The 24,290-nt window shown below is 72.2% G+C and carries 16 protein-coding genes and 3 tRNA genes; 13 read left to right on the top strand and 6 right to left on the bottom strand.

Features of this window, described 5'->3' with window-relative positions; translation table 11 throughout:
• Nucleotides 1–65: 65 nt before the first annotated feature.
• The 5 genes from ACZ6N8_RS14570 to ACZ6N8_RS14550 all read left to right on the top strand — a co-directional run bounded on the left by ACZ6N8_RS14570 (nucleotide 66) and on the right by ACZ6N8_RS14550 (nucleotide 8,746).
• Entirely contained in the window at nucleotides 66–1,046 is a 981-nt protein-coding gene (locus ACZ6N8_RS14570) for an ArsR/SmtB family transcription factor (RefSeq protein WP_466010224.1), read from the top strand.
• A 123-nt stretch (nucleotides 1,047–1,169) separates the two neighbouring features.
• A complete protein-coding gene (locus ACZ6N8_RS14565; RefSeq protein WP_466010222.1) occupies nucleotides 1,170–2,102 on the top strand; it encodes an ABC transporter ATP-binding protein in 933 nt (310 codons plus the stop codon).
• The gene (locus tag ACZ6N8_RS14560; protein ID WP_466010220.1) at nucleotides 2,099–2,821 is read left to right on the top strand and encodes an ABC transporter ATP-binding protein; all 723 of its coding nucleotides are present in this window, start codon (nucleotides 2,099–2,101) and stop codon (nucleotides 2,819–2,821) included. The genes ACZ6N8_RS14565 and ACZ6N8_RS14560 overlap by 4 nt, the downstream gene beginning before the upstream one ends.
• A 7-nt stretch (nucleotides 2,822–2,828) precedes the next feature.
• On the top strand, nucleotides 2,829–5,996 hold the full coding sequence (locus tag ACZ6N8_RS14555; RefSeq protein ID WP_466010218.1) for an FtsX-like permease family protein: 3,168 nt from the start codon (nucleotides 2,829–2,831) through the stop codon (nucleotides 5,994–5,996).
• Nucleotides 5,993–8,746, top strand: a complete 2,754-nt coding sequence (locus ACZ6N8_RS14550) for an FtsX-like permease family protein (RefSeq protein ID WP_466010216.1) — start codon at nucleotides 5,993–5,995, stop codon at nucleotides 8,744–8,746. Before ACZ6N8_RS14555 ends, ACZ6N8_RS14550 begins: the two co-directional genes overlap by 4 nt.
• A 137-nt stretch (nucleotides 8,747–8,883) precedes the next feature.
• Here ACZ6N8_RS14550 and ACZ6N8_RS14545 read toward each other — a convergent pair whose 3' ends face one another.
• Nucleotides 8,884–10,074, bottom strand: coding sequence for an AAA family ATPase (locus ACZ6N8_RS14545; protein ID WP_466010214.1), 1,191 nt, complete (start codon nucleotides 10,072–10,074; stop codon nucleotides 8,884–8,886).
• Nucleotides 10,075–10,576: 502 nt separating this feature from the next.
• Here ACZ6N8_RS14545 and ACZ6N8_RS14540 point away from each other — a divergent pair.
• A complete protein-coding gene (locus ACZ6N8_RS14540; protein ID WP_466010212.1) occupies nucleotides 10,577–11,269 on the top strand; it encodes a TetR/AcrR family transcriptional regulator in 693 nt (230 codons plus the stop codon).
• Here the strand turns inward: ACZ6N8_RS14540 and ACZ6N8_RS14535 are convergent.
• On the bottom strand, nucleotides 11,235–11,984 hold the full coding sequence (locus ACZ6N8_RS14535; RefSeq protein ID WP_179782788.1) for an alpha/beta fold hydrolase: 750 nt from the start codon (nucleotides 11,982–11,984) through the stop codon (nucleotides 11,235–11,237). The two genes, ACZ6N8_RS14540 and ACZ6N8_RS14535, sit on opposite strands and share 35 nt — an antisense overlap.
• 120 nt (nucleotides 11,985–12,104) lie before the next feature.
• Between ACZ6N8_RS14535 and ACZ6N8_RS14530 the strand changes: the two genes are divergently transcribed.
• The 4 genes from ACZ6N8_RS14530 (at nucleotide 12,105) to ACZ6N8_RS14515 (ending at nucleotide 18,109) form a co-directional block, all read left to right on the top strand.
• Entirely contained in the window at nucleotides 12,105–13,460 is a 1,356-nt protein-coding gene (locus ACZ6N8_RS14530; protein WP_466010209.1) for a flavin-containing monooxygenase, read from the top strand.
• Complete coding sequence (locus ACZ6N8_RS14525) at nucleotides 13,457–14,389, top strand: alpha/beta hydrolase (RefSeq protein ID WP_466010208.1); 933 nt, start codon at nucleotides 13,457–13,459, stop codon at nucleotides 14,387–14,389. Before ACZ6N8_RS14530 ends, ACZ6N8_RS14525 begins: the two co-directional genes overlap by 4 nt.
• A gap of 1,435 nt (nucleotides 14,390–15,824) precedes the next feature.
• A complete protein-coding gene (locus ACZ6N8_RS14520; protein ID WP_466010206.1) occupies nucleotides 15,825–17,003 on the top strand; it encodes a lipase family protein in 1,179 nt (392 codons plus the stop codon).
• A 629-nt stretch (nucleotides 17,004–17,632) separates the two neighbouring features.
• Nucleotides 17,633–18,109 carry a winged helix-turn-helix domain-containing protein gene (locus tag ACZ6N8_RS14515; protein WP_466010375.1) on the top strand — a complete coding sequence of 159 codons (477 nt, stop codon included), beginning with the start codon at nucleotides 17,633–17,635 and terminating at the stop codon, nucleotides 18,107–18,109.
• Nucleotides 18,110–18,166: 57 nt separating this feature from the next.
• Here ACZ6N8_RS14515 and ACZ6N8_RS14510 read toward each other — a convergent pair.
• The 3 genes from ACZ6N8_RS14510 to ACZ6N8_RS14500 form a co-directional block, all read right to left on the bottom strand.
• Nucleotides 18,167–18,241: transfer RNA gene (locus ACZ6N8_RS14510), tRNA-Val, on the bottom strand.
• Nucleotides 18,242–18,254: 13 nt separating this feature from the next.
• Nucleotides 18,255–18,325, bottom strand: a tRNA-Cys gene (locus tag ACZ6N8_RS14505).
• Nucleotides 18,326–18,359: 34 nt separating this feature from the next.
• Nucleotides 18,360–18,432 (bottom strand) — tRNA-Gly (locus ACZ6N8_RS14500).
• A 388-nt stretch (nucleotides 18,433–18,820) separates the two neighbouring features.
• Here ACZ6N8_RS14500 and ACZ6N8_RS14495 point away from each other — a divergent pair.
• Together ACZ6N8_RS14495 and ACZ6N8_RS14490 are read left to right on the top strand one after the other, a co-directional pair.
• Complete coding sequence (locus ACZ6N8_RS14495; protein WP_377598857.1) at nucleotides 18,821–19,423, top strand: TetR/AcrR family transcriptional regulator; 603 nt, start codon at nucleotides 18,821–18,823, stop codon at nucleotides 19,421–19,423.
• Nucleotides 19,424–19,586: 163 nt separating this feature from the next.
• Entirely contained in the window at nucleotides 19,587–22,517 is a 2,931-nt protein-coding gene (locus tag ACZ6N8_RS14490) for a M36 family metallopeptidase (RefSeq protein WP_466010203.1), read from the top strand.
• 82 nt (nucleotides 22,518–22,599) lie between these two features.
• On the opposite strand, the gene ACZ6N8_RS14485 is transcribed toward ACZ6N8_RS14490, so the two are convergent.
• The gene (locus tag ACZ6N8_RS14485; RefSeq protein ID WP_466010201.1) at nucleotides 22,600–23,436 is read right to left on the bottom strand and encodes a hypothetical protein; all 837 of its coding nucleotides are present in this window, start codon (nucleotides 23,434–23,436) and stop codon (nucleotides 22,600–22,602) included.
• A 177-nt stretch (nucleotides 23,437–23,613) separates the two neighbouring features.
• On the opposite strand from ACZ6N8_RS14485, the gene ACZ6N8_RS14480 reads away from it, so the two are divergent.
• Nucleotides 23,614–24,282 carry a class I SAM-dependent methyltransferase gene (locus ACZ6N8_RS14480; RefSeq protein ID WP_466010199.1) on the top strand — a complete coding sequence of 223 codons (669 nt, stop codon included), beginning with the start codon at nucleotides 23,614–23,616 and terminating at the stop codon, nucleotides 24,280–24,282.
• Nucleotides 24,283–24,290: the final 8 nt, after the last annotated feature.

Here is a 24,290-nt window from a genome sequence, read left to right as displayed (position 1 = left end):
AAGTCTCGGGCGGGACCGACGCCGCCGGTAATGTTTCAGTCCCAGCTGAATCCACCGGGGGTGCCGTGGTCGCCATCAGCATGTCGGCGGGCGCCGTCGCCCGCATCCGGTTCGCCGTCTCCTGCCTCTGGGAGGTCGTCGCGAGCGTCCGGGTGCTGCGCGACCCCGGGGACCACGCGGTCCACCTGCCCTGGGTACGGCGGGTGCGTCGACCCCTGATCGAGGCGGGTCTGATCGAGGCGGACGGCGCACTGCTCTGGCAGCTCGTACCGGCCCCGCCCGGTTACCTGGCCGACTTCCTCACCCCGCCTCCCGCCGGCCTCAACCCCGACCTGACCGCCGAACTGGACGCCCTGCGCGCCACCCCGGCCGACACCGTCCGCGCCCACCTGGACCTGTATCCGGACGACCGGCCACCGGCGCTCGCCACCCTGTACGCCGATCCGCCGGCCGGGCTGCGCCAGCTGTGCGAGGAGATCGAGGCGTACTGGCGGATCGCCCTGGCACCGCACTGGCCACGGCTGCGGCTGCTGCTCGACGCCGACGTCACCGCCCGCGCCCGCCTAGTCGCCGAGGACGGCGCGGCGGTGCTCCTGAACGACCTGCACCGGCAGGTCCGGTGGGAGGACGACACGCTTGTCGTCGCGCAGCGGCACTGCCTCGCCCCGGACGTCGCGGACGGCCCCGGCCTGGTGCTGGTCCCGTCGGTCTTCGTCTGGCCGTCGGTGGCGAGCGTGTCCGCCGGCGACGCGCCCCAGCTCGCCTACCCCGCCCGCGGGCTCGGCACCCTGTGGGAGCCCTCGAACGGCGTCCCGGACGCACTGGCCGTCGTGCTCGGTCGCGGACGGGCCCGGCTGCTCACCGAGCTGACCGGGCCGGTCAGCAACACCGAGCTGGCCCGACGCAGCGGGATGTCACCCGCCGGGGTCTCCCAGCACCTCACGGCGCTGCGCGCGGCAGGCCTGGTGGTGACCCACCGCCGGGGCCGGACCCTGCTCAGCGCCCGCACCGACCTCGCGGAGGCACTGCTGTCCGCCACCGCGTAGGCGACGTCCGGGCGGCTGGCCCGACCACGTTCGCGCTGGTGAGGCGCACCGGCAGCGCGCGTTACCCAGAAAAGCCGCCCCGGGGCATGGTCAACGAAGCCGCCGATTGCGAAACTGCTGGGAATGTCCAGCAACCCGCTGTCCCTGCCGCGGCCGTCCGCGCGGGCACCCGAGTTCGGCCGGGACTCGCTCATCGTCTGCGAGAACCTGGTGCGGATCTACCAGACCGGGTCGGTCGAGGTACAGGCACTGCAGGGACTGGACCTGGCCGTGCAGAGCGGTGAGATGGTCGCCGTCGTCGGCGCCTCCGGGTCGGGCAAGTCGACGCTGCTCTCCATCCTGGCCGGCATCGACGCCCCCACCGCCGGGCGGGTCCGGGTCGACAGGTGGAACCTGCTGGCGATGTCCCGCGCGGACCGGGTGGACTACCGGCGGCACACCGTCGGGTTCGTACGGCAGCAGACGGCGAGCAACCTGATCCCCTACCTGACCGCGCGGGAGATGGTGGACCTGCCGATGACGGCGGCCCGTACCGCGAAGAAGGAACGCCGGGAGCGCGCGGCCGAGCTGCTGGAGAGCCTCGGCGTCGCCGACTGCGCCGACCGCCGCCCCGGGCAACTCTCCGGCGGGCAGCAGATGCGGGTCGCGATCGCCGTGGCACTGGCCAACCAGCCGCAGGTCCTGCTCGCCGACGAGCCGACAGGTGAGCTGGACGCCGCCACGTCCGCGGAGGTCTTCGGTGTGCTGCGGGACGTCAACAGGCGGTACGGCGTCACAGTCGTCGTGGTGACCCACGACCCGGAGGTCAGCGGCCAGGTCGAACGGACCGTCGCGATCCGGGACGGTCGCACCAGCAGCGAGATGCTGCGCCGCGCCACCACCGACGCGGAGGGCGACACGCACATGACAGCCGAGGAGTACGCCGTGATGGACCGGGCCGGGCGGGTCCAGGTGCCCCGCGAGTTCCGCGAGGCGCTGTCACTGACCCGACGGGTCCGGCTGGCCCTGGAATCCGACCACATCACGATCCGCTCCGACTCGCGAAGCGGCGAATGAGCGGCGAGCCCCTGCTGCGCGTGCGCGGCGTACACAGGCGCTTCCGCACCGGGCCGACAGTCGTCCACGCCCTGCGCGGCGTGTCGTTCGACGTGGCCGCCGGTTCCATGGTGGCGCTCGTCGGCAGGTCCGGTTCGGGCAAGACCACCCTGCTCAACGTCATCGGCGGCCTGGACCGCCCGGACGCCGGCACCGTGCACATCGACGGCACCGACGTCACGGCGCTCGACGAGGACGGCCTGTCCCGGCTGCGACGCGAGAAGGTGTCGTACGTCTTTCAGAGCTTCGGGTTGATCCCGGTGCTGTCGGCAACGGAGAACGTCGCCGCGCCGCTGCGGCTGGCCCGCGTCGCCCCGGCCGAGCGCGAACGGCGGGTCGAGCTGCTGCTGGACCTGGTCGGCCTGGCCGACCACGCCCGGCAGCGGCCGGCCGAGCTGTCCGGCGGCCAGCAGCAGCGGGTGGCGATCGCCCGCGCGCTGGCCGCCTCGCCCCGGCTCCTGCTCGCCGACGAACCCACCGGGCAACTGGACGCCGAGACAGGCCTGTCGGTGATGGCCCTGCTGCGCGGGATAGCGGAGTCCGAAGGCGTCACCGTCCTGGTGTCGACGCACGACGCGGTGATGATGGCCCTGGCCGACCGGGTGATCCGCCTGCACGACGGGCACCTCGACGACCAGGCGGCCGGGCAGCCGTGCGAGCCCGCACCGGACGCCAGGTGACCCGACGATGCTGAGGCTGGTCAGCCGGCGTGCCCGCGCGCAGTGGCCGTTGCTGGCAGCCCTCCTCGGTGTCGTCACGATAGGCGCGACAGTGCTCGGGACCTGCACCCTGCTGGTCACCCGCACCGCCGAGCGGGCACTGGAGGTCGCCATGGCCCGCGCCGCCCCCGCCGCCGTCGACGCGACCGTCTACACCGGAACCGTCGAGGGCCCGGACGTCCCGTCCGTCGCCGCCGACACCCGTTCCGTCGTGGCCTCCGCGTTCGCACCGTTCCCGGTGACGACGACCGCGCGGGCCTCGACGGTGTTGCGGGCGCTGCCGCCCACCCTCGCCCCGGGCACCACGGTCGGGGCCCAGGCGTACCTGTCCGGGATGGACGACCTGCCGGCCCGCGCCGAGCTGCTCACCGGGCGCTGGCCGCAGCACCCCGGCGACGCGGTGCTGCTGGAGTCCACCGCCCACCTGCTCGGCCTCACCCCCGGCCAGCGGGTGCGCCTCGGCGCCGAGTTGGCCCACCCGCCCGTCCCGGCCATCGACGTGACAGTCGTCGGTGTCGTACGCCCGCTGCCGGGACGCGGCTGGGAGCGCGACCCGCTCGCCGCGGCCGGCTCCGCCACCGGCTACCGGGACGGCCGCTTCCTGCAGCCGGTGAACGCCTACGGCCCGTTCCTCGTGGACCTCGCCGACCTGGTCACCACCGGAGCCACAGTCGACCGGATGGAGATCAGCGCCCATCCGGACCTGTCCCACGCCAACCGCAGTGACCTGGAGGCGATGGCCGGAGGCTTCCGCGACGCCGACCGCCGGCTGGCCGGCACCCTCGGCGACCGTGTCACGCTCGCCCGTGTCGCCTCCGACCTGCCGCTGACCCTGCGGTCCGCCGACGACCAGCGACACGTCACCGCCGCCGTCGTGCTCGCCATCGCCGTCCTCGGCGGTGCCCTGACCGCGACGGCACTCGTCCTCGCCGGCCGGCTGACAGCGGGCATACGCGCCGACGAGACCGCCCTGCGGTCCGCCGTGGGCACCAGCCGTCGCCAACTCGCCGCCACCGCGACACTCGAGGCCGGAATCGTCGCCGCCGTCGCCGCCGCGCTCGCGACACCTGCCTCGTCGGCAGTGCACGCCGGCCTGACCCGTCTGCCACCACTTGACGACGCCGGCCTGACCGTCCGGCCTGCCATCGTCGGCGCCCAGGTCCTCGCGGTCGCCGGTGGCGCGCTGGTGCTCGCCGCCGTTCTCACAGTCCTGGCGATCCGGCCCGTCCCGGCAGCCGGCGACCGGGGCACCCGCCGCGAACTGCTGGCCCGCTCCGGCGCCGACCTGCTGCTAGCGGTGTTCGCCGCCGCCGGGTGGTGGCAGCTGTACGCGCAGCCCACCGCCGCCAGCCCCCGCGCCGACGCGGTCCGGGTGCTCGCGCCGGCGCTGCTGCTCACCGCAGGCGCCGCCCTGGCGCTCCGGGTGGTACTGCCCGCCCTGCGCGGCGTCGACCGGCTGGCGTACCGCGCCCGCGGGCTGGCGCTCCCGCTGGCGGTCGCCGAGGCCGCCCGCCGACCCCAGGCGGTCGCCGCCGGGCTGCTGGTCGGGCTGGCCTGCGCGTCCGCGACCTTCGGCCTCGCCTTCGACACCACGTGGCACCAGTCGCAGCGCGACCAGGCCGCGCTCGCCGTCGGCACCGACCTCGCACTCACCCTCGGCACGGCGCCGGTGGCCGGAGACGGCGCGCTGGTCGACGCGGCCACCGGCGGGGCGGTGAGCCCGGCCCTCGACCGTGGTACCACAGTCGGTCAGTGGCTCGGCACCGCAGGCGACGCGCCGCGCCTGGTCGCCGTCGACACCACCCGCGCCGACGCGCTGCTGCGCGGGCGGGTGGACAGCGACCGAGGATGGGCCGACGTCGCCGCCACGCTGGCGCCACGCACCCGGGTCACCGGCCTCGCCGTTCCGGCCGGCGCCCCACTCGTCCTGAGCGGAACCGCGGCCGGCGACACCCCGCTGACCGTGACGCCCCGGCTGCTGTTGCAGGACGCCGCCGGCCTCCGCACGTCCTGCACCGGTCCCCCCGTACCGCTCGACGGCCGGGAGGTCCACCTGCCCACCTGCGCGACGGCCGACGGGCTGCGCCTCGTCGCCGTCGCTCTGCCGGTCACCACCGACGCGGTCGGCGGCCCGGTGGCCGTAGCCGTCACGCTCACCGTGCCGCCCGCCGGGTCGGCGGAGAGGGCCACTGACGGATCGCACTGGACCGCCACGTCCGCGCCACCGGTCCCGAGCAGGGTGAGCGACCCGGCCGTCACGGTGTCCGCCACGCCGACGGGAACCGCGCTGCGGATGGCCGCGACAGTCGAGCTCGGCGGCGCCGACGACGCCGCCCGAACCCTCGTCGCCAGCGCCTTCCCGGACCCCGGACCGGTGCCCGTCGCCGTCTCCGCCCGCTTCGCCGACGAGGTCGGCGCCGACAGCGGCAGCAAGCTCAGTGTCACGATCGGCATCACGCCCGTCCCGATCGTCGTCACCCAGGTCGTGCCGACCGTACCGTCCGCCCCCGGCGCCGTCGCCATCCTGGCCGACCTGGACACGCTGTCCCGCGCACGCGTCGTCACCGGCGATCTGTCGTTCCCGGTCGACGCCTGGTGGGTCGGCCACCCCGCCGGTCCCGGTGCCGCCGAACGGGCCGCCGCCCTGCACCTGGGCACCGTCACGACCCGCGAGGCGGAGACCGCCCGCCTCACCGGCGGCCCGCTGCGCGCCGGGCTGCCGGGCGCGCTCCGGCTCATCGTCCCGGCCGCGGCCCTGCTCCTGCTCGCCGGCGTCGTCCTGCACGTCACCTGCGATCTCCAGGTCCGCGCCGTCGAGGTGGCGCGGCTGCGCGGCCTGGGAATGTCCCGACGCGACATCCGGGCCGTGCTGCTCGGCCAGCACGCCGGCGTCCTGCTGCCCCTGCTCGCGGCGGGCGCGGCCGTCGGCGCGCTCGCCACCCACGTCGTCGCTCCCCTGCTCGTACGCTCCGACACCGGCGCCGCACCCGTTCCGGCCGCCCAGCCACAGTGGCCGTGGCCGGCCGAGGCCGCACTGCTCGCCGCCCTGCTGGCCGGATGCCTGCTGGCGGTCGCCGTCGTGGTCACCGTCCAGGTCCGCCGGGCCGACGCCGCGCACCTGCGGGTGGCGCCGTGAAGCGGTGGCTGGCCCGCCGGTGGCCGACGCCGCACTGGCCCAGCATCCGCGGCCGGGGCCGGACCGACGCCGGACCGCTGCTGCTCACCGCCGCCGTCATCGCGGCCGTCGCGCTGCTCGCCGGTGCCGTGCCGGCGCTGCTGCGCGCCGCCGCCGACGACGCGGTCCGGGACGAGGTCCGCCGCGCCGGCCACGACTCGAACGTCCTCGCACACGCCGACTGGGAACGGGACGACGGCCCGACCGGCGGGCGGGTACGGACAGCCCGCCTCGCCGAGGACGTCGACGACTTCCGCGCCCGGGCGACAGACGCGCTCGGGCCCGACCTGGACGCCGCACTGCTTCCGCCCATCGCCGTCGTCAACGGCCCGATCCTGAGCATCACCGACGGCGACGTGCCGCGTACCTTCCAGTTCACCTACCTGGCCGGTGACGCCGGCGGCCCGGACGTGACCTGGGTGGCCGGCAGCGCGCCCGGCTCCGCCGTCCCCGACGAGTACCTGGAGACCCCCTACGACGGACCGCCCTGGCCGGTGCAGGTGGGCCTCTGCGAGGCGGACGCGGCCGCGCTCCACCTCGGCCCCGGCGATCGGATCCCGGTCAGGGACGGCCGGGGTCGCGACAGGGACGTCCGGATCAGCGGGATCTACCGACCCGCGGACAGCGGCGATCCCGCCTGGCTCCTGGCTCCGGCGCTCCTGCGCCCCGTGCCCGGCGCCGACGGCGTGGGCGTCACCCGGTTCGCCGGCCTGCTGTCGCGCGAGTCGTTACCGGACGCCCGGCTCGCCGTGGACGAGGACCAACTGCGACGCACGGTCCACTTCGCCCCCGAAGCCGACGCGCTCACCTGGGACACCACCGCGACGCTCGCCGGTCAGGTGGTCAAACTCAAGGCGGCCTCCGGCTCGTCAGGCGCCCGCGACGAGTCCCTGAAGTGGGAGTCGCAGCTCGACACCACCCTGCGCACCGCCCGTACGCGGATCAGCGCCGTGTCCGCACAGGCCGCTGTCCTGCTCGCCGGGGTCCTCACCGCCACGGTGCTGGTCCTGCTGCTCGCCGCCGACCTGCTGGTGCGCCGCCGCACCCCGGCGCTGAGCGCCGCCCGGCAGCGTGGGGCGGCGCTACCCGACCTCGGCGCCGAACTGATCGCCGAGTCCACAGTGGTGTCCCTGTCGGCCGCCGCCGTCGGGCTCGCGCTCGCCCGCGCGGTTGCTCCGGGCGTCTCCTGGTCCTGGGTCGTTCCCGTGATCCTGGCCGGTGTCGTCGCCGGGCCGGCGATCGGCACCCTCGCCGCCGCCCGCGCCAGCCGCGACCGGCGGCAACCCGCCAACCCGGCCGCCCGGCGCTGGGTCCGGGCGACCGGCCAGCTGCGCCGCGCCGCCGTGGAGGCCGCGGTCCTCGTCGCCGCGGTCGCCGCCCTCGTCACACTGCGCCAGCGCGGGCTCCTGCCCGCCGCCTCCGGCGGTGACACCGGTGAGCTGACCGGCGACCAGACCCTGCCGATCAGCGCACCCGCTCTGGGCGTGCTCGTCGGCGCGCTCGTCCTGCTCCGGCTGCTGCCCCTCGGGACGCGGTTCGCGCTCCGGCAGGCTCTGCGCTCGCGCCGCCCGCTTGCCGTGTTCGGTGCCGCTCGGGCGGCGACCACGGCCGGGCGGGCGCTGCCGCTGCTGGTTCTGGTGAGCACCACGGCGCTCGCGTCGTTCGCGCTCATCCTCGGCGCCACGGTCACCCGGGGCCTGGCCGACGGCGCGTGGAGCGCCGTCGGCGCCGACGCCCGCCTCGACGTGGGCGCCGACGCCGAGGCCGCCACGCCCGCACTCGCCGAGCGCATCGCCGCCGCGCCCGGGGTGGAGCAGGTCGTCGTCGCGCAGGTGACGGACTCGGCGCGCGTCTTCACCGATTCGACACTGTCCACCCCACGCCTGGTCATCGTGGACGCCGCCGCGTTCGGGCGCCTGCTGGCAACCACCCCGCTGCCCGACGCGCCGGCGCTGGTCCGGCTCACGGCACCCGGCCCCGGGGACGTCCCGGCGCTGGTCCGGTCGAGCGACGGCGATGTGCGGCCCGGCACGCGGTTGCAGCTTCCCCGCGACGGCGGTCCGGCGATCCGCCTCGTCGCGGTCGGTGCCGCGCCCTCCGTCGGGGGCGCCGGTGACGTCGTCATCGTGGACGCCGCGGCCCTCGCCGACGCCGGGCTGCCCGCCGTTCCGAACACCGTCTGGGTGACCGGTCCCGGCGCGGCGCGGGCCGTGTCGAACAGCGGCGTCGCGGCCGACGTCGTCCTGCGCCCGGACGTCCTGCGGGCGCAGCGGGTGGCTCCGTTGACCGCAGGGCTCCTCCGGCTGGCGTGGACGGCCGCCGCGGTGCTGCTGGCGCTGGGGTTGCTCGGTCTCGCGCTCGCGGCCGCCGCGGGCGCGTCGGAGCGGTGGCAGACCCTGACCCGGCTGCGGACCCTCGGCCTGCGGCCACGCGACGCCCGCTGGGTCGCCGCCGGAGAGCTGCTGCCGCCGGTCGTGGTAGCCGCGGTGTGCGGCCCGCTGCTCGGGGCCCTTCTCGCACGGCTGACGCTCGGCCCACTCGACCTGCGGCTGCTCACCGGCCAGGCCGTCGACCCGGCGGCGGTCCTGCCGTGGTGGCTGCTCGGCGTGGTGAGCGTGGCGTTGCTCGCGGCGGCCGCCACTGTCGTACCTGTCGAGTCGGCGTTGCGGCGACGCGACCGGCTGAGCGAGGTACTCCGCGCTGGCGGGTAACCGGCTACTGGCAGAGCCGAGCGGTGCCCGGCGGCCAGGTTGGTGGACCATAGTTGGCGGAATAAGAACCGCATACCCACAGCTCAGGGGCCAGTCGTCACGCTACGGGCCGTCCGGCACCGCACATCCTGACCGTTTCAGCGACCGCCACCAGCCGTAGCGCCGCCGTCCTGGTCCAACCCATCGGCAACGGCGCTCCGGCCCTGGTCACCCGACCACCACTCGCCGATCATGACGGCGAGCGCGACGACCGCCTGCTGCCGGTTCTCCTCCGACATAGGCGCCGTCCTGGGCTCCTTCACCACCACCAGCGGCGTACGACGCTTCGTTCCCGGCATACCTATGCCAACGAGCAACCCGCCCGACCAGCGACGAGCCCAATCCACTCTCATGCCGATGAGCGTGCACCCGATCGTGGCCGGTGGCGGTGTTCGCCGCTGGGGAGCGTGCCGGACGGCGCGGGGACCCCGCTCGGCGCGTAGCCCGCGACACTCCCGCCCGGTGATGCGGGTCTGCCGTGGCAGCACACCGTGGCGGGACGCCAGCAGCTCGGCCGCTGCGGACTCGGGCAGGCCGCGCAGGTCCACTGTCAGCGGCACGCCCTTGACCGGAACGTCCCCGCGCACGGCGAACAACATCGCGATCCGTTCCGTCCTCAGCCGCCTGGCGGCGAACAGCAGCGCGTCGGCCGAGGCCCGGTCGACCCACTGGAAGTCGTCGACCACGCAGATCAGCCCGTCCGGCGCGGCGGCCTCAGCCAGCAGCGAGAGCACGCCTGCGCCCAGCAGGAACCGGTCCCCGACACTGCCCGTGGCAAGCCCCAGGGCCGCGCTCACAGCGTCACGTTGCGGTTCGGGCAGCGCGTCGAGCGAGCCGGTCACCGGCCACAGCACCTGGTGCAGCGCCGCGAACGCGAGGTCGGACTCGGGCTCGACGCCGGTGGTCCGTAGCACACGCATCGCACCGCCTCGCGCGGCCGCCGCATCGAGAAGGGCGGTCTTGCCCACGCCGGCCTCGCCCCGCAACACCACCGCGCCGCCGGAGCCGTCGCGGGCCCGCGCGATCACCTCGTCGAGCGCCCTATTCTCCGCAGATCTGCCGTAAAGCACAAGCACCCACTGTAGGAGGGCCTGCTCGGGACCGCCGGGATGCCCAGCACTGAGCTTCATCGAGGACTTCAGCGGGGGGAAGGGCGCCTGCGCTGCGGCGCCTTCGACGACTACGTAGCGATGGCCAAGATCGAGTGCGCGCTCATGCCGCCGAGCGCGTGCAGCGGCCGACTGATGGCCGTTACGTCGCGTGATGCAGGCTGGGTCGGTCCGGCGCACGCTCGTGCCGAAAGTAGTGCGGCGGTCAGGCCAAGAGAGTCAATGCCGCCCTTGCCGACGCCTTACGTGGTCCCATTCCGTTCTCCTGGCCAAGGCCTCGATTTGCCACAGGCCTGCATGGTGCTCACCGCTCGTCGAACTGAGGTGTTGGCCGATCTCGACCAACACCGACAACGCCGTGGCGTTCAACCAGGCACGCTAGGTGAAGGTCGACACGAGCCGAATCCGTCGTCAGACTCCATCGCCAGTTCGTCCAGCAGTGGGAGGCCCTTGCGTGTGATCCAAGCGATCTGCGTGTCGGCTTCCAGCGCAAGCACGGCGACACAACCGCACCCATGAGGCGTGCCTCCAGTGGTGTTTCCTAGGGGGGCGCTAGATAGTCTTGATGTAGCGGCAACGTTCGGGGCTCTCGTCCGTCGCGCTCAGCATGGATCCCACCGGTGGCCGGTGCTCGGATGGGATGCTCCTCAAGACATGACCGGTGCGCAGAGAGGACTCGACTATGCCGACGGCGACGTGGGAACGGCTTCCCGAGTCTCGTCGCGCTGCAGTGCTCGCGGCGGCCGAGGCGGAGTTCGCCGAGCACGGGTTCTCGGCGGGCAGCCTGAACGTCGTTGCCCGCAACGCCGGCGTATCGAAGGGCAGCCTTTTCCAGTACTTCCACGACAAGGTCGACCTCTACGCCTACCTCTCGGAGCTGGCAAGCCAGCGAATCCGGGCTGCGATGGAGGAGCAGATCCCCCACCTGCCGTGGGATACAGGCTTCTTCGCGGCCTTCCGTGAGTGGGCCCGGGTCTGGGTCGCCTACTTCGATGACCACCCTCTCGACCTCGCCTTCACCGCCGCGGTCAACCTCGAACCGGAGGGCACCGCCCGGGTCGCGGTCCGGGCAGTCGCTAACCGGCACTACGTCGAGGTCCTCACGCCGTTGCTGGAGTTGGCCCATGAGCGCGGCGAACTGCGGGCCGACGCCGACCTGGACGCGATCCAGGCGTGGCTGCTCCTGCTGCTGCCACACCTTGCCCTCGCCCCGCATCACCCGGGGCTGGATCCCGTACTCGATCTCGCCTCGTCAGACCTCGCCGAACGGCAGGCCTCCATCGAGCGGCTGCTTGCGCCGCTGGAGGCGGCCTACGGGACCTCCGACCAGGCTCACCCGATCAGTACGGGGCCGGCGCTCGCCGAAGCCAGGTGAGCATCGCCTCCGCGGGCCGCTCCCAGCCCGCGTCGAGCATCAGGTCGTGGCCCATGCCGGGGAACTCCTGCACTTCGGCGTGGTAGCGACGGGCCGTTGCCCGGATGCCGCCGAGGGGGACGAGGCGGTCGTCCGGGGTGGCGAGGACCAGCACGGGCGGCTTGCCGCGCGGGAGCGGCGACGGTCGATGGAACAGCAGTTGATACTGGGCCAGAGACGATTCCGGACCGCACCGCGCTGAGTTGCGTGTCGCGTCGGCGGTGGAGAGGCCGGTGAAGAGGTAGTCGGGGCGCAGGGGCAGGCTTGCCCCCAGCATCAGACGCAGCGCGTCAACGGGATGGCGCCGGGCGATGCTGACGAGGGACCCGACGGCTGGCCGAGCCGGGACCGGCGCGACCAGCACGGCTGCCCGGGCCGCGTAACGGGCGAGCGCCCGCTGCACCACCAGCCCTCCCATCGAATGGCCGATCAGGACGACCCGGCGCGGGAACGTCGCCGCGACCCGGACCACGTCGTCGACGTAGGAGCCAAGCGTCGCCCATCGCAGCGACCCGCCGCTTGCGGCGTGGCCCCGCAATGACACGGCGGCGGCGGGGTAACCGGCATCCACGGCGGCGTCGAGCCAGTGTTCCCAGCACCAGGCGCCGTGGCCGAGGCCGTGCACGAACAGCAACGGCGGGCGGTTCTCGGCGTCGACCGGGGCGCGTCGGATCACCTCCAGGGCAGGCCGCCGGCCAGAGGACGGTGTTGGGGGAGCGTTGCGCGCCACAGGACGGGACCTTACAGTGACCACCAGTCATATGACCACCGGTCACAATCGTGTGGAGGCTCGACGATGTCGTCCGTTCCGGTCCGTACGTGCATCATCGGCGCCGGTTCCTCGGGGATCGCCACCGCGAAGGTGCTGCACGAGCGCGGCATCGCCTTCGACTGCTACGAGCTCTCCGACCGTGTCGGCGGGAACTGGGTGTGGGGCAACAAGAACGGTGTCTCTGCCGCGTACCGTTCGTTGCACATCAACACGTCCAGGGAACGCATGCAGTTCAGCGACTTCCCGATGCTCGACCATCTGCCGGACTTCGCCCGCCACGACCAGATCGCGGCCTACTTCGACGCCTACGTCGACCACTTCAGCTTCCGTGACCGGATCGTGTTCGGCACCGGGGTGAGCCACGTCGAGCCGTTGGCCGGCGGCGGCTTCGAGGTCACCCTTACCACGGGTGAGCGTCGCTACTACGACGCCGTCTGCGTAGCCAACGGACACCATTGGGACCCGCGCTGGCCCGAACCCGCCTTTCCCGGCTCCGACACGACGAGCATCGAACAGATCCACTCGCACAGCTACTCCAGCGAGACCCAGCTCGCCGGCAAACGGGTCGTCGTCCTCGGGATGGGCAACAGCGCCATGGACATCGCCGTCGACGCCAGCTACCACGCACGAGCAACCTACCTGGCAGCCCGCAGTGGAGTGCACATCATCCCCAAATACGTCTTCGGCCGGCCTTACGACCAGATCGCCGGCAAGGAGTGGATCCCCGGCGCCGTTCGCTGGCCGTTGGCGCGGCTTCTCTTCAAGGCGGCAACCGGCCCCATGAACCGGTACGGACTGCCGGCACCCGACCACAAGTTCGCCCAGGCCCACCCCACGATGTCGAGCCGGATCCTAGACCGCCTGGCCCACGGCGAGATCACCCCGAAGCCCACCATCGAGCGGTTCGAACGCGATGCTGTCCTGTTCACCGACGGCAGCCGGGTCGAAGCGGACCTCGTCGTCTACTGCACTGGGTACAAGCTGAGCTTCCCGTTCTTCGATCCGGCGTTCCTGGACCCCGGCGACAGCAACGACATCCGCCTCTACAAGAGGATGTTCTCCACCACCACGCAACACCTGTACTTCGTCGGACTGATCCAGCCCCTCGGCGCGATCATGCCGATCGCCGAACGCCAGTCCGAGATCCTCGCCGACCACCTGCAAGGCCTCTACGCCCTCCCGGGCACCCCCGAAATGGAGACCGAGATCAACCACTACCGCGCCTCACTCGCGAAACGCTACGTCCGCAGCAAGCGACACACCATCCAGGTGGACTTCGACGACTACATGCGAACCTTGCGGGTCGAGCGAGCCCGGGGCTCAAAACGAGCCCGCGGAGGCGCCGAGAAACGGCTTCCGCTGGTTGGTGAGATCCGATGAACCCGGAGCCCACCACACCTGCCGACGCTCGACGATCGGATGTCACGTTCTCGGTAGGCCGAGAACTTTGCGCCGCCTGGCTTTACCGGCCCGAGAACGTTGAACGGCCACCGGTCATCGTGATGGCGCATGGCTTCGGCGCGATCCGGACACTGCGGCTTGACGCCTACGCGCAGCGCTTCGCCGAAGCCGGGTACGCCGTCCTCGTCTTCGACTACCGGCACTTCGGTGACAGCACTGGCCGGCCCCGCGAACTGCTGAGCCTGTCCCGCCAACAGCAAGACTGGCGGGCAGCCATCGCCTACGCACGCGCGCTGCCCGGGGTCGACACCGGACGGGTCATCGCCTGGGGCTCCTCGCTCAGTGGCGGGCACGTCCTGCACACCGCGGCCGGCGACCACGACCTCGCCGCAGTCATCGCCCAGGTCCCCCACGTCTCCGGACCGCACGCCACGATCGCGATGGGAGCCCGCCACGTCACCCGCCTCGGAGTCGCGGCCGTCAAGGACCTGACACGGCAGCTCACCGGTCGCTCGCCCTACTACCTACCGTCGATCGGAGACACCGGCACCCTCGCCGTCATGCTCGAGGACGACGGCACGGGAATCCTGCGACGACTCGCCGAGGGCCTGGATGTCGACAGCTTCCTACCTCGCAACCGCGTCGCAGCCCGCATCCTGCTGCACATGCCGCGCTACTCTCCCGGCCTGCGCGCGCACCGCATCACCGCCCCGACACTGATTCAGGCTGGGGAGCGAGACGAACTCACCCCGACGAAGGCGTCACGCTGGGTCGCCGGGAGAATCCCGGACTCGGAGTTCAAGACCTATCCCTGCGGCCATTTCGATCCTTACGTCGACCCTCACTTCGAGGGCGTGGTCGCCGACCAGATCGCGTTCCTCAACAGCCGCGTACCCGTCCGGCAGTGAGTACCTTCGATGACACGGTCGCCGTCTTGCCCGGAGCCGGGTCGTGGATCGGTCGTGCGGTGGCCATCGAGCTGAGCCGAACGGGCGCACACGTGACGGCTACGTCCTCGACACCATTGGACTCGCCGCCGCTGCCAGCTCGTCGAACGCCTCTTGCACAGTAGTCGCCGACCATGGAGCGATCGAAGAGACAGCGCCGGGGAGCCCCGCCGACTTCTGAGCATCGCCCGGCACACGAGGCCTGGCGCGCCGCGATTCGCTCACGTGCGCGCGACCCTAACTTCACCGGCGTCGTGGCGGGCCAGCTCGCGCTCCTACGAACGGCCGTTTCCTTGGCCGAGCACCGCTGACGGCGGCCCTCGTCCCGGCACCGATCCCGCGTGCACCATCCGGACGCGACGCGACGTCCCACCCGTATCTCCGGGTCGCGACTGAGGTGTATCAAGGATTTTGGACAGGGGTTCTCTTCTGAGAGGCCTATGTCCGAGCAGCGTCGTGGCTCAGTCCGCAGGTCAAGGCTGAGGCGGTGCAGTTGGTGATCGAAACCGGCCGTCCGGTTGCGGAGGTCGCCCGCGATCTTGCTATCCACGACGGACCTTTGGCAGCTGGGTCAACGCGTGGCGGCGGGCGAACCCGGCACCCGAGCCTGCACTGTCGCCTGCGGATCACGCCCGCGTGCAAGAGTGGGAAGACGAGGTCCGCCGGCTGCGGATGGAGAACGAGTTCCCGTAAAAGCCGCTGCCTTCTTAGCCCGGACGCACCCGTAGCGGCGCGCTGCGCGGTGATTGAGGCGGAGAAGGCCACCTACCCGATCGTGTTCATGTGCCGGCTGCTGGCCGTGCCCCGCTCGACGTTCTCCGCGTGGCAGGCCCGCGCCCGTGCGGAGACAGCCACCGTTGGCCGTGGCCGAGTACATCGAAGTGTTCTACAACCGGCAACGCCTGCACTCCCGGCTGGGCTACCGCACCCCCGCCGAAGTCCTTACCGAGCCACCGGCAACAGCGACCAGCAGCCTGATCAGCAACCCGAATCACTGTCCAAGATCCTTGACACGCATCGAACGAGAGCGATCGACGGGTCTTGTCGCCCCTACCGGAGAGGGCTAATGTGACCACTGGTCATGTGACCAATGGTCACATGACGGAAACATTGGCGTGCAGTTGCGTTGACCCGCGCCGAGAAAGCGCGCGCCTGCCCGCCACCTCCCGTCTCACCCGCAGGGTTTAGCGTCTCGGACGTCGAAGCACCCCTGCGGTCATGTCAATCACCCTCATCAATGGAGGTCCACCGCATGTCCGCACGCACTCTCGCCCGCACTGCGGCACTCGCCGCCGTGGTCGGACTCGGTCTGGCAGCGCTCCCAGGAGCCGCAGCGAGTGCCAACACCGTGTCCCGGGGCATCACGATTCCCGCGTTCTACTCCCCGCCCGCCCAGTTGCCCGCCGAGAACGGGGCTCTGGTACGCAGCGAACCGCTGCCGCTGTCGCTGTCGCTACCGGGCCTGGACGGCAGACCCCTTCCGGGACGGGCAACCCGGATCATGTACAAGACCACCGACTCGAACGGCCAGCCCGCCGCCGTGACCGGTGCGTACATCGAGCCATCGGCGAGGTGGTCGGGCAGCGGCCCGCGCCCGTTGGTCGTCGTCGCGCCGGGAACGATGGGTCAGGGCGATCAGTGTTCCGCCTCCCTGGGACTGCAGAACGTGGTCGCCTTTGGTGACAGCACCCTCTCGATCGGGGTCGAAAATCTGTCGATGTACCGGCTGCTGAGCAAGGGCATCGCGGTCGCCGTCACCGATTACATCGGCCTGGGAACCACGGATCGGGTGCACACCTACGTCAACCGGCTCGACGAGGGTCACGCGGTGCTCGACGCCGCGCGGGCTGCACGATCCCTGCCCGGTGCGTCCGTCACCGTCGACTCACCGACCGGTCTGTACGGGTTCAGCCAGGGCGGCGGGGCGGTCGGCGCGGCACTCGAGCTCCAGCCGACCTACGCGCCGGACGTCCCCGTGCGCGCGAGCTATGTGGGCGCGGCACCGGCCGACCTCGCTGCGGTCGGGGCGGGTATCGATGGCACCGAACTGGTCGGTGCCATCGGCTGGAACTTGAACGGGTTCGTGCAGTCCGACCCGTCCTTCCAGGCCCTGCTGGATAAGCACCTCAGCTTCATCGGCAGGGCGGTCCTCAAGGACCTCTCCACCAGGTGCCTGTGGGACGCGATGTTCACCTACTCCTACCAGCGCAGCACGGCCTGGACGAAGACCGGGCAGTCCATCTCGGCGATATTCGCGGCCGACCCCCAGTTCCGGGTGCCCTTCGAGCAGCAGCGGATCGGAACGCAGAAGCCGGCCGGGATCGTGCGTGTCGCCACCGGCGTGCACGACAACCTCGTCCAGCACGCGCAGGCCCGCCAGCTGGCCCTCGACTGGTGCCTGCGCGGCGGCAACGTCGTCTACGCCCCGATCTCGGGCATCGATGGCCCCAGCCCGATGCTGAACCACGTCGACTCCCTGCTCGTCGACCAGGGCACCGCGGTCACCTGGCTTAGCGACCGCCTGAACGGCATGCCCGAGGTCTCCAACTGCGCGACTGTCTCGCAGCAGCCCTGACCCCGGGCGGAGCGAATCCTCAGCGGTATCGAACAATCCGAGGGTCCCGGGTCTCGACCGACGCCCGGGACCCTCGGTCACGCGAACGAACGGCCGGGAGTTCCTGACGCCTCCGCAGGCACGATCCCGGGCGGAAGGAGAGCCGGTTCAGCGTCCGGAGCATTGAGCGTTGTCCAACCAGGCTCACCTGGTGCTATGCGCGCCCGAAGGGATTCGAACCCTAACCTTCTGTTCCGCAGACGAGTCTTGGGTTGATACTTGTCGAGACCTGTCGCCCCGGTCAGGTCGGTTCCGGCCCATCCAATACGCCCCGTCCGTGCCCGGAAGTTCGCTTGCAATCAGGTGAGTTGGCGGTACCTGACCAGCCACCTGATGGCGAGCGCAACGATTGATCGGCCGGGGGAACCGGCTCGGTCCCACCAGAGCCCAGGCCGCCAGGGCGCCGCGACCGCCGACTCCGCATCAGCTGGACTCGATCGCTGCCTACTCAGGGGTTGAGAGGGTCATAAGTCCGGAAGGTTCTTGGCGCGCCGCGAATCAAGCGTTCAGACAGCGCTGTCTTTCACTGGCCCTGGGGAGGTACAACAGTGATCGACGATGTGTCCCTCGTATTCTGCGTGACCGCCGACGTGTCGGTGCGCGAGCGGATGGTGCGGCGCCTGAACGGCCTCGGCACCCTGGTGATCTGCACCGACCTAGCGGAGTTGCAGGCGATGATCGGCCCGCTGGCCAGCAGCCGGCCGGCGCGGCTCTCCACCTCCGCAGCCGTTCCCACTCCCGCCGCAGCCGCTCCCGCCGTCACCGCCGGCCGGACCAGTCTCGGTGACCTCACGATCGACCCGCTCGGCCATCTGGTGACGTGGCGTGGACAACCGCTGGCCCTGACCCGACTCGAGCGTCGCCTGCTCACCCAACTCGCCACCGCACCGCTCGGAGTCTGGACGTACGAGAGGCTCTGCGAGTCGGTCCGGGGCTGCGCGTACCTCGGCGACACGTCGATCCTGCACTCGGCCGTCAAGCGGTTACGCCGCAAACTGCGCGCCGCCGACGACACCCTGCACGTGCACACCGTTCGCGGGATCGGTTACCGGCTCAGCGTCGGATGAGCCCAGGGATAAGCAGAACGGCTCGTCACCGGGCTTTCGGTGACGAGCCGTTCTCTGTGGTGGGCGATACTGGGTTTGAACCAGTGACCTCTTCCGTGTCAAGGAAGCGCGCTCCCACTGCGCCAATCGCCCGTGCTTGTTGCCGAGGTGGGGACGGGATTTGAACCCGCGTAGACGGCTTTGCAGGCCGTTGCCTCGCCTCTCGGCCACCCCACCGAGGTTGCCCCCGTCATGCGTGGCGGCAGCTCCGAGCGGACGACGGGATTCGAACCCGCGACCCTCACCTTGGCAAGGTGATGCGCTACCAGCTGCGCTACGTCCGCACGCCCCCGGACGTTCCCGGGTGACGGATGAAAACTTTAGCCGAGCCGGTGAACGACTGCCAACTCGGGGTCGCCTCGGCGCGTCTCACCCTCGGCGCGGGTGGGACCAGCGACATCCCGCGGGGCTTCCTAGGGGGCTGGCCTGATGCCGCAATTCGTTGCGGACGGTCACCCTCCGAAACCATCAGGCAATCATCGTCATCATCGTGTCGCAGGTCGCGAGAAGGGTGTACGCGCGCATCAGCTCGTGCCGGCGGACCTCGACGGACACTCCTTGGAGAACGACCGAAGAGGGCCTGAGCAAGTGTCCGGCTTCCGACTGTCGCAGCGCGGATCAGGGTGCGGTGGTAACTGTTCGTGTTCACTCGGATGGGCTACGGTAACGGTCGTGACGAGACGTGCGGCCGAGATCCGCCTGGATGCCCTGCTGCGCACCGCCTGTGACGTGATCGTGGAGCGCGGGCTGGCCAATACCCGAACGGCGGATGTGGCGCAGGCCGCCGGCGTGAGTCAGGCACTGGTTTTCTACCACTTCGCCACCAAGGAGCGGTTGCTCTCACAAGCCTTCGCGTACGCGGTCGAGCAGGATCTCGCCCGACTGGACGTGGTGACCCGGTCCTCGGCCCCACCGCTGACAAAGCTCCGCCGAATCCTCAAGCTCTACACACCGGCCGGGCGGGCCACCTCCTGGTCGATGTGGATCGACGGCTGGTCCGAGTCGCTGCGTACCCCTGAGCTGGAGAAGGTCTCCCGCCGGCTCGACCTGCGCTGGCGACAGGACCTGGCCGCGGTCATCGCCGCCGGCGTGGCCGACGGCACCTTCCAGTGCGCCGACCCGGACGGGGCGGCCTGGCGGATCAGCGCGGTGATGGACGGCCTGGCCGTGCAGCTCGCCGTGCACGACCGGGTGATCTCCCGCCGGCAGTTCGGCGAATGGGTCCGGCTGGTCACCGCCCGGGAACTGGGCCTCGACCCGACCGAGCTGGACTGACCCGCTCCGGCGACCGGCCGCCGGCCGAATGGCGGGCCGACGACATTGCACAGGCTCCGGACCTTGCCCCGCCCCCGGCCGACTGATATCCACAGATGCGCATGCGTCACCGCGCAGCGTCGGTCGGCAGCCGCCGGCCATCCCGCTCCCACGAGGAGGTCCCGTGCCACAACCGGAGTGGTCACCCCCGATGAGCCGGCGTCGACGCCGGCTCATCGCCATCCTGGCGACGACGGCCACGGCCGCCGCGTTGCTCCCCACCGGCGTGAGCACCGCGGCCCCCAGCGCGAACCCACCGTCCGCCGAGAGCAGGTCCGGCCCGTTCGCCGAGGGCCACCAACCCGCCGACGTCGACAACCGCACCGGTACGGCGGCACCCGACGCCCGCCAGCGCGGCCTGGCCCGCGCCGCGGACCCCGACGTGCGGTGGAACCGCCTCGGCACCCCGCAGGCGCTCGGCCCCGGCCGCACCCCCCTCGCCACCGGGCTGCCCACCGACCCGGAGGCCGCCGCCCGCGCCTACCTGACCGCCAACCGCGACCTTTACGGCATGGACGCCCCCACCGTCGCCGCCATGGAACGGGTGCTGGTACGCCCCATCGGCAGCGGCGCCGTGGTCACCCTCCGGCAACGCTTCGGCGACCTGCCCGCCGGGCCGGACGGGCTCGTCACAGTCGCCGTCGCCGGCGGGTCGGTGCTCTCGGTCAGCTCCTCGCTGGCGCGTGACACCGGCACGCCGGCGCCGGCCACCCGCACCGCCGAGCAGGCGTACGCCGCCGCGCTCGCCGACGCGGGACTCGACGCCGGCGCGGTCGCCAGCCACACCGTGCGGGCCGTTGCGGTACCCACCCCGGTGGACGGCCCCCGGTCCGCGTACGAGGTGACACTCATCGGCGCCGACAGCGACCACCCGGCCGCGTTCACCACCTACGTGGACGGCATCACCGGGAAGGTGCTCGTCCGCGAGGACCTCGTCGACTTCGACTCCGACAACCCGAGTTGGGCGGTCTTCCCGGCCACCCCGCCCCGCGACCTCGGCCCCGGGCAGGACCCCCGGGTGCGCTGGTGCGGCGACCCGGCACCCGGTTGCCAGGCCGCCTTCCGTGACCCGGCCACCGGCCAGCCGTGGGACGTCGACGCGGCCACCGGCACGCCCACCTTCACCTCGCGCGGCAACTCGGCCAACACGGTGCTGTCCTGGGGCAACAACACCCCTGTCGTCCCGGCGCCCACCAGTCCGGAGCGCCGCTACGAGTACCCGTTCACGGACCAGTGGCACCAGGCGAAGTGCAACCCGGAGGTGTTCACCTCCGCGCAGCGCAACGACGCGGACGCGTCGATCGCCAACCTCTTCGCCATGCACAACCGGATGCACGACTGGGCGTACCAGCTCGGCTTCACCGAGTCGGCGTGGAACCTCCAGGCGGTCAACCTCACCCCGGCCGGTCTGGGCGGTGACGCCGAGCAGGGCCGCGCCCAGCAGGGCGCGTTGACCGGCAACCGGAACAACGCCAACCAGGGCACCCCGCGCGACGGGCTGCCGCCGACCACCAACATGTACCTGTGGCAGCCGCAGGCGGGCGGACCGTACCCGCCGTGCGTCGACGGCGACTACGACATGACGGTGATCGGCCACGAGTACACCCACGCGATCACCAACCGGATGATCGCCGGCCCGGACAGCGGGATCGGCGGCCACCAGGGCGGGGCGATGGGCGAGTCCTGGGGCGATCTGCTCGCCGCCGAGTACCTCTACCAGAACGGCCTGCGCGCGCCCGGCGAGACGCCCTTCGTCACCGGCGGCTACGTGACAGGCAACCTGGTCAGCGGCATCCGCAACTACGACCTGAGCCGCAGTCCGCTGAACTACTCGGACATCGGCTACAACACCGGAGGCCCGGCGGTGCACGCCGACGGGGAGATCTGGGGCGCCACCAACTTCCGGGTCCGCTCCGCACTCGTCAAGCGGTACGGCCTCGGCACGCCCCAGCGGCAGGCGGAGTGCGCGCAGGGCAAGGTCGCCGCCGACAGGTGCCCCGGCAACCGGCGCTGGTCGCAGCTGGTCTTCGACTCGTTCCTGCTCCAGGCGGCCAGCCAGGTCAGCATGCTCGACATGCGGGACAACATGCTCACCGCCGACCTGCTGCGCTTCGGCGGGGCGAACCAGGACCTGATCTGGGCGGAGTTCGCCCGCTCCGGGATGGGCCGCGACGCCGTCACCAACGGCGCCGCCGACACCGACCCGACGCCGAGCTTCGCGTCACCGCGCGGCGGCAACGCGACGCTCACCCTGCGCCCGCGCGGCGACAGCGCCGACGCGCCGATCCGGGTGTACGTCGGGGCGTACGAGGCCCGGGCGACGCCGATCGCGGACACCGACCCGGCGACCCCGATCCCGGACACGGTGGAGATGGTCGCCGGCACGTACGACCTGCTGGCGGTGGCGCCCGGCTTCGGGCACCAGCGACTCAGCGTGGTCGCCGACGCCGGGCGGAGCGGAATTGTCGACCTGTCGCTGAGCCGCAACCTCGCGTCCACCACGTCCGGGGCCACGATCAGCGGCGACGGGGTCAACCTGGACCGGATCGCCGACGACACCGAGGCCACGAACTGGGCCTCGGTGGACGGGGTGGCCGGGCGGCAGGTCACCGTGGCGCTGCCGGGCGGCGTGCCGCAGACCGTCAAGCGGGTGAACGTCAGCGCGATGCTGCGTCCCGCGGTGGCCGGGGACGTCGACGCCGGCAGTCAGAACGCGCTGAGCGCGCTGCGCTCGTTCGCGGTGTCCGCGTGCAACGCCCGGACCACCGACTGCGCGGACCCGTCGCGCTGGCAGCGGATCTACACGAGTGCTGCCGACGCGTTCCCCGGCGGGGCGTACCGGGCGTACAGCCGGGACATCAACCTGCGGACGTTCACGGTGCCCAGCACCGTCGCCACCCACCTGCGGCTGGAGGTGCTGGCCAGCCAGTGCACAGGCGGCCCGAACTACGCGGGTGAGCAGGACGACGACCCGGCCACGACGACCGACTGCGCGACCGCCAGCCCGGCGCGCAACCAGGTCCGGATCGCCGAGTTCCAGGCGTTCACCAGGTGACACCGTGGGGGCCGGCGGCGATCCGCCGGCCCCCACGGCTGGCGGCCCGCCGCCGGCGTACCCGATCGTCAGCGGCGGGCGGTCACCAGCGGCCGGCGGGTGCCGGCCGTTCCCAGAGCCGGTCCACAGGCGGCTCCTCGGCCTCGCTGGCAGCGGCCCGGGTCAGGTGGCGCAGTCGCAGCAGCAGCCCCACCCCGAGCGAGAGCAGCAGGCCGCCGAGCAGGAACGCGGCGTGCACCAGGCCGAACCCGCCGGCCTGCGAGACCGGACGGCCGGCAGCGGGCGGTGCGGCATCGACCGGCTGGTCCGCGACGGGCTCGTCGGCAGGCGTGCTCGCCGCCTCCTCCGGCTCGCCAGTCGGCTCGCTCGACGTCGGCGTCGCGCTCGGCTTTGGCGAAGCGGTGGCTGTGGCGCCCACCCCCACCACCGAACGGGTGGCGGTCTGCCGGGCCAGCAGCCGCAGGTTCGCGTCGTACGCCTCGGCGGCGAGGGTGATCCGCCCCTGGGTGACGTCCTCGTCGAAGGCCACCCGGTAGCGGGCCGTGACCGTGCGGCCCGGGCAGAGGGTGCCCGGGTCGAGCTGCCGGTCGGTCAGCCGGGCCACGTCTCCCTCGGTCCGGATCTCCAACGGGAAGTCGCCGTTCTCCTCCACCCGGTCCATCTTCACCTGGTCGAGTCGGATGCCCCGCACGGTGAGCACCATCGACCAGCGCACCTTCGCGCAGCCGGCGCGCCGGTCCGTCTGCGAGACCACGGCGGAGATCGTGCGTACCTGGTCGCCGGCCGTGAACCGGGCCGGCAGGCCACTCATCTCGGTCGCGAAGGCCGCCTGTGCCGGTGCGGCCAGGGTCAGCAACGCCCCGGTCAGGCCGGCCAGCACCACCCCGGCCCTCAGCGCGTTCCGCCACACCGTCACCACCGCCGCCTCCGTTCGGTCGTCTCCACCTGGCAACGCTAGGAGCGGGCCGGTGCCCCGACCAGACGGGTGTGTTCGCACCGGGCGGCAAGCACGGGGTGGGTTTTCACCGACGGTGGTGAACCGGTCACCACTCCCCCGCGACACGCCGGGCGGCGGGTCGCTGGAACAATCGGGCAGGTGTCCGAGCTCTCCAGCACCTTCGTCCGGCTGCACGCGCGGCTGGCCCCGGTCCCGTTCGTTCCCGAGGTGCGGCTGCACCAGGCGGACGAGCCGATCGGGCTCTGGGAGCTGACCGAGGGCGAGTTCAGCACCGACCGTCCGCCCCCGTTCTGGGCGTTCGCCTGGGCCGGCGGGCAGGCCCTCGCCCGCTACGTGACCGACCACCCGCAGGTGGTCGCCGGCCGCCGGGTGCTCGACCTGGCCTCCGGCTCCGGCCTGGTGGCCATCGCCGCCGCCCGGGCCGGCGCCGCGTCCGTGCGGGCCGTCGAGGTGGACGAGCTGGCCGTCGCGGCCGTCGCGCTCAACGCCGAGGCCAACGGGGTACGCGTCGACGCCGAGTTCGGCGACATCCTCGACGGCGACGCCGGGGACGCCGAGGTGGTGCTCGCCGGTGACGTCTTCTACAGCGACGCGATGGCCCGTCGGGTGCTGCGGTTCCTGCTGCGCGCCGCCCGGGGCGGTGCGCCGGCGCTTGTCGGTGACCCCGGTCGGGCGTTCCTGCCCCGGGACCGCTTCGACGAGTTGGCCCACTACGACGTGCCGGTGCCGGAGGCGCTGGAGAGCGTGCGGGTGAAGCGCACCACCGTCTGGCAGTTGCGCGCCGGGCTGCCGGGAGCCGCCCGCTAGCGTGTCGG

The sequence above is a fragment of the Micromonospora sp. NPDC047521 genome, from assembly GCF_055587305.1.
Note: the sequence above shows the minus strand (reverse complement) of the source record. Positions and strands in the feature narration are given on the sequence as shown.

Coding starts and splice junctions, on each gene's coding strand:
- ACZ6N8_RS14565 (WP_466010222.1), top strand. CDS start 1,170: ATGTCCAGCAACCCGCTGTCCCTGCCGCGGCCGTCCGCGCGGGCACCC.
- ACZ6N8_RS14560 (WP_466010220.1), top strand. CDS start 2,099: ATGAGCGGCGAGCCCCTGCTGCGCGTGCGCGGCGTACACAGGCGCTTC.
- ACZ6N8_RS14555 (WP_466010218.1), top strand. CDS start 2,829: ATGCTGAGGCTGGTCAGCCGGCGTGCCCGCGCGCAGTGGCCGTTGCTG.
- ACZ6N8_RS14540 (WP_466010212.1), top strand. CDS start 10,577: ATGCCGACGGCGACGTGGGAACGGCTTCCCGAGTCTCGTCGCGCTGCA.
- ACZ6N8_RS14530 (WP_466010209.1), top strand. CDS start 12,105: ATGTCGTCCGTTCCGGTCCGTACGTGCATCATCGGCGCCGGTTCCTCG.
- ACZ6N8_RS14525 (WP_466010208.1), top strand. CDS start 13,457: ATGAACCCGGAGCCCACCACACCTGCCGACGCTCGACGATCGGATGTC.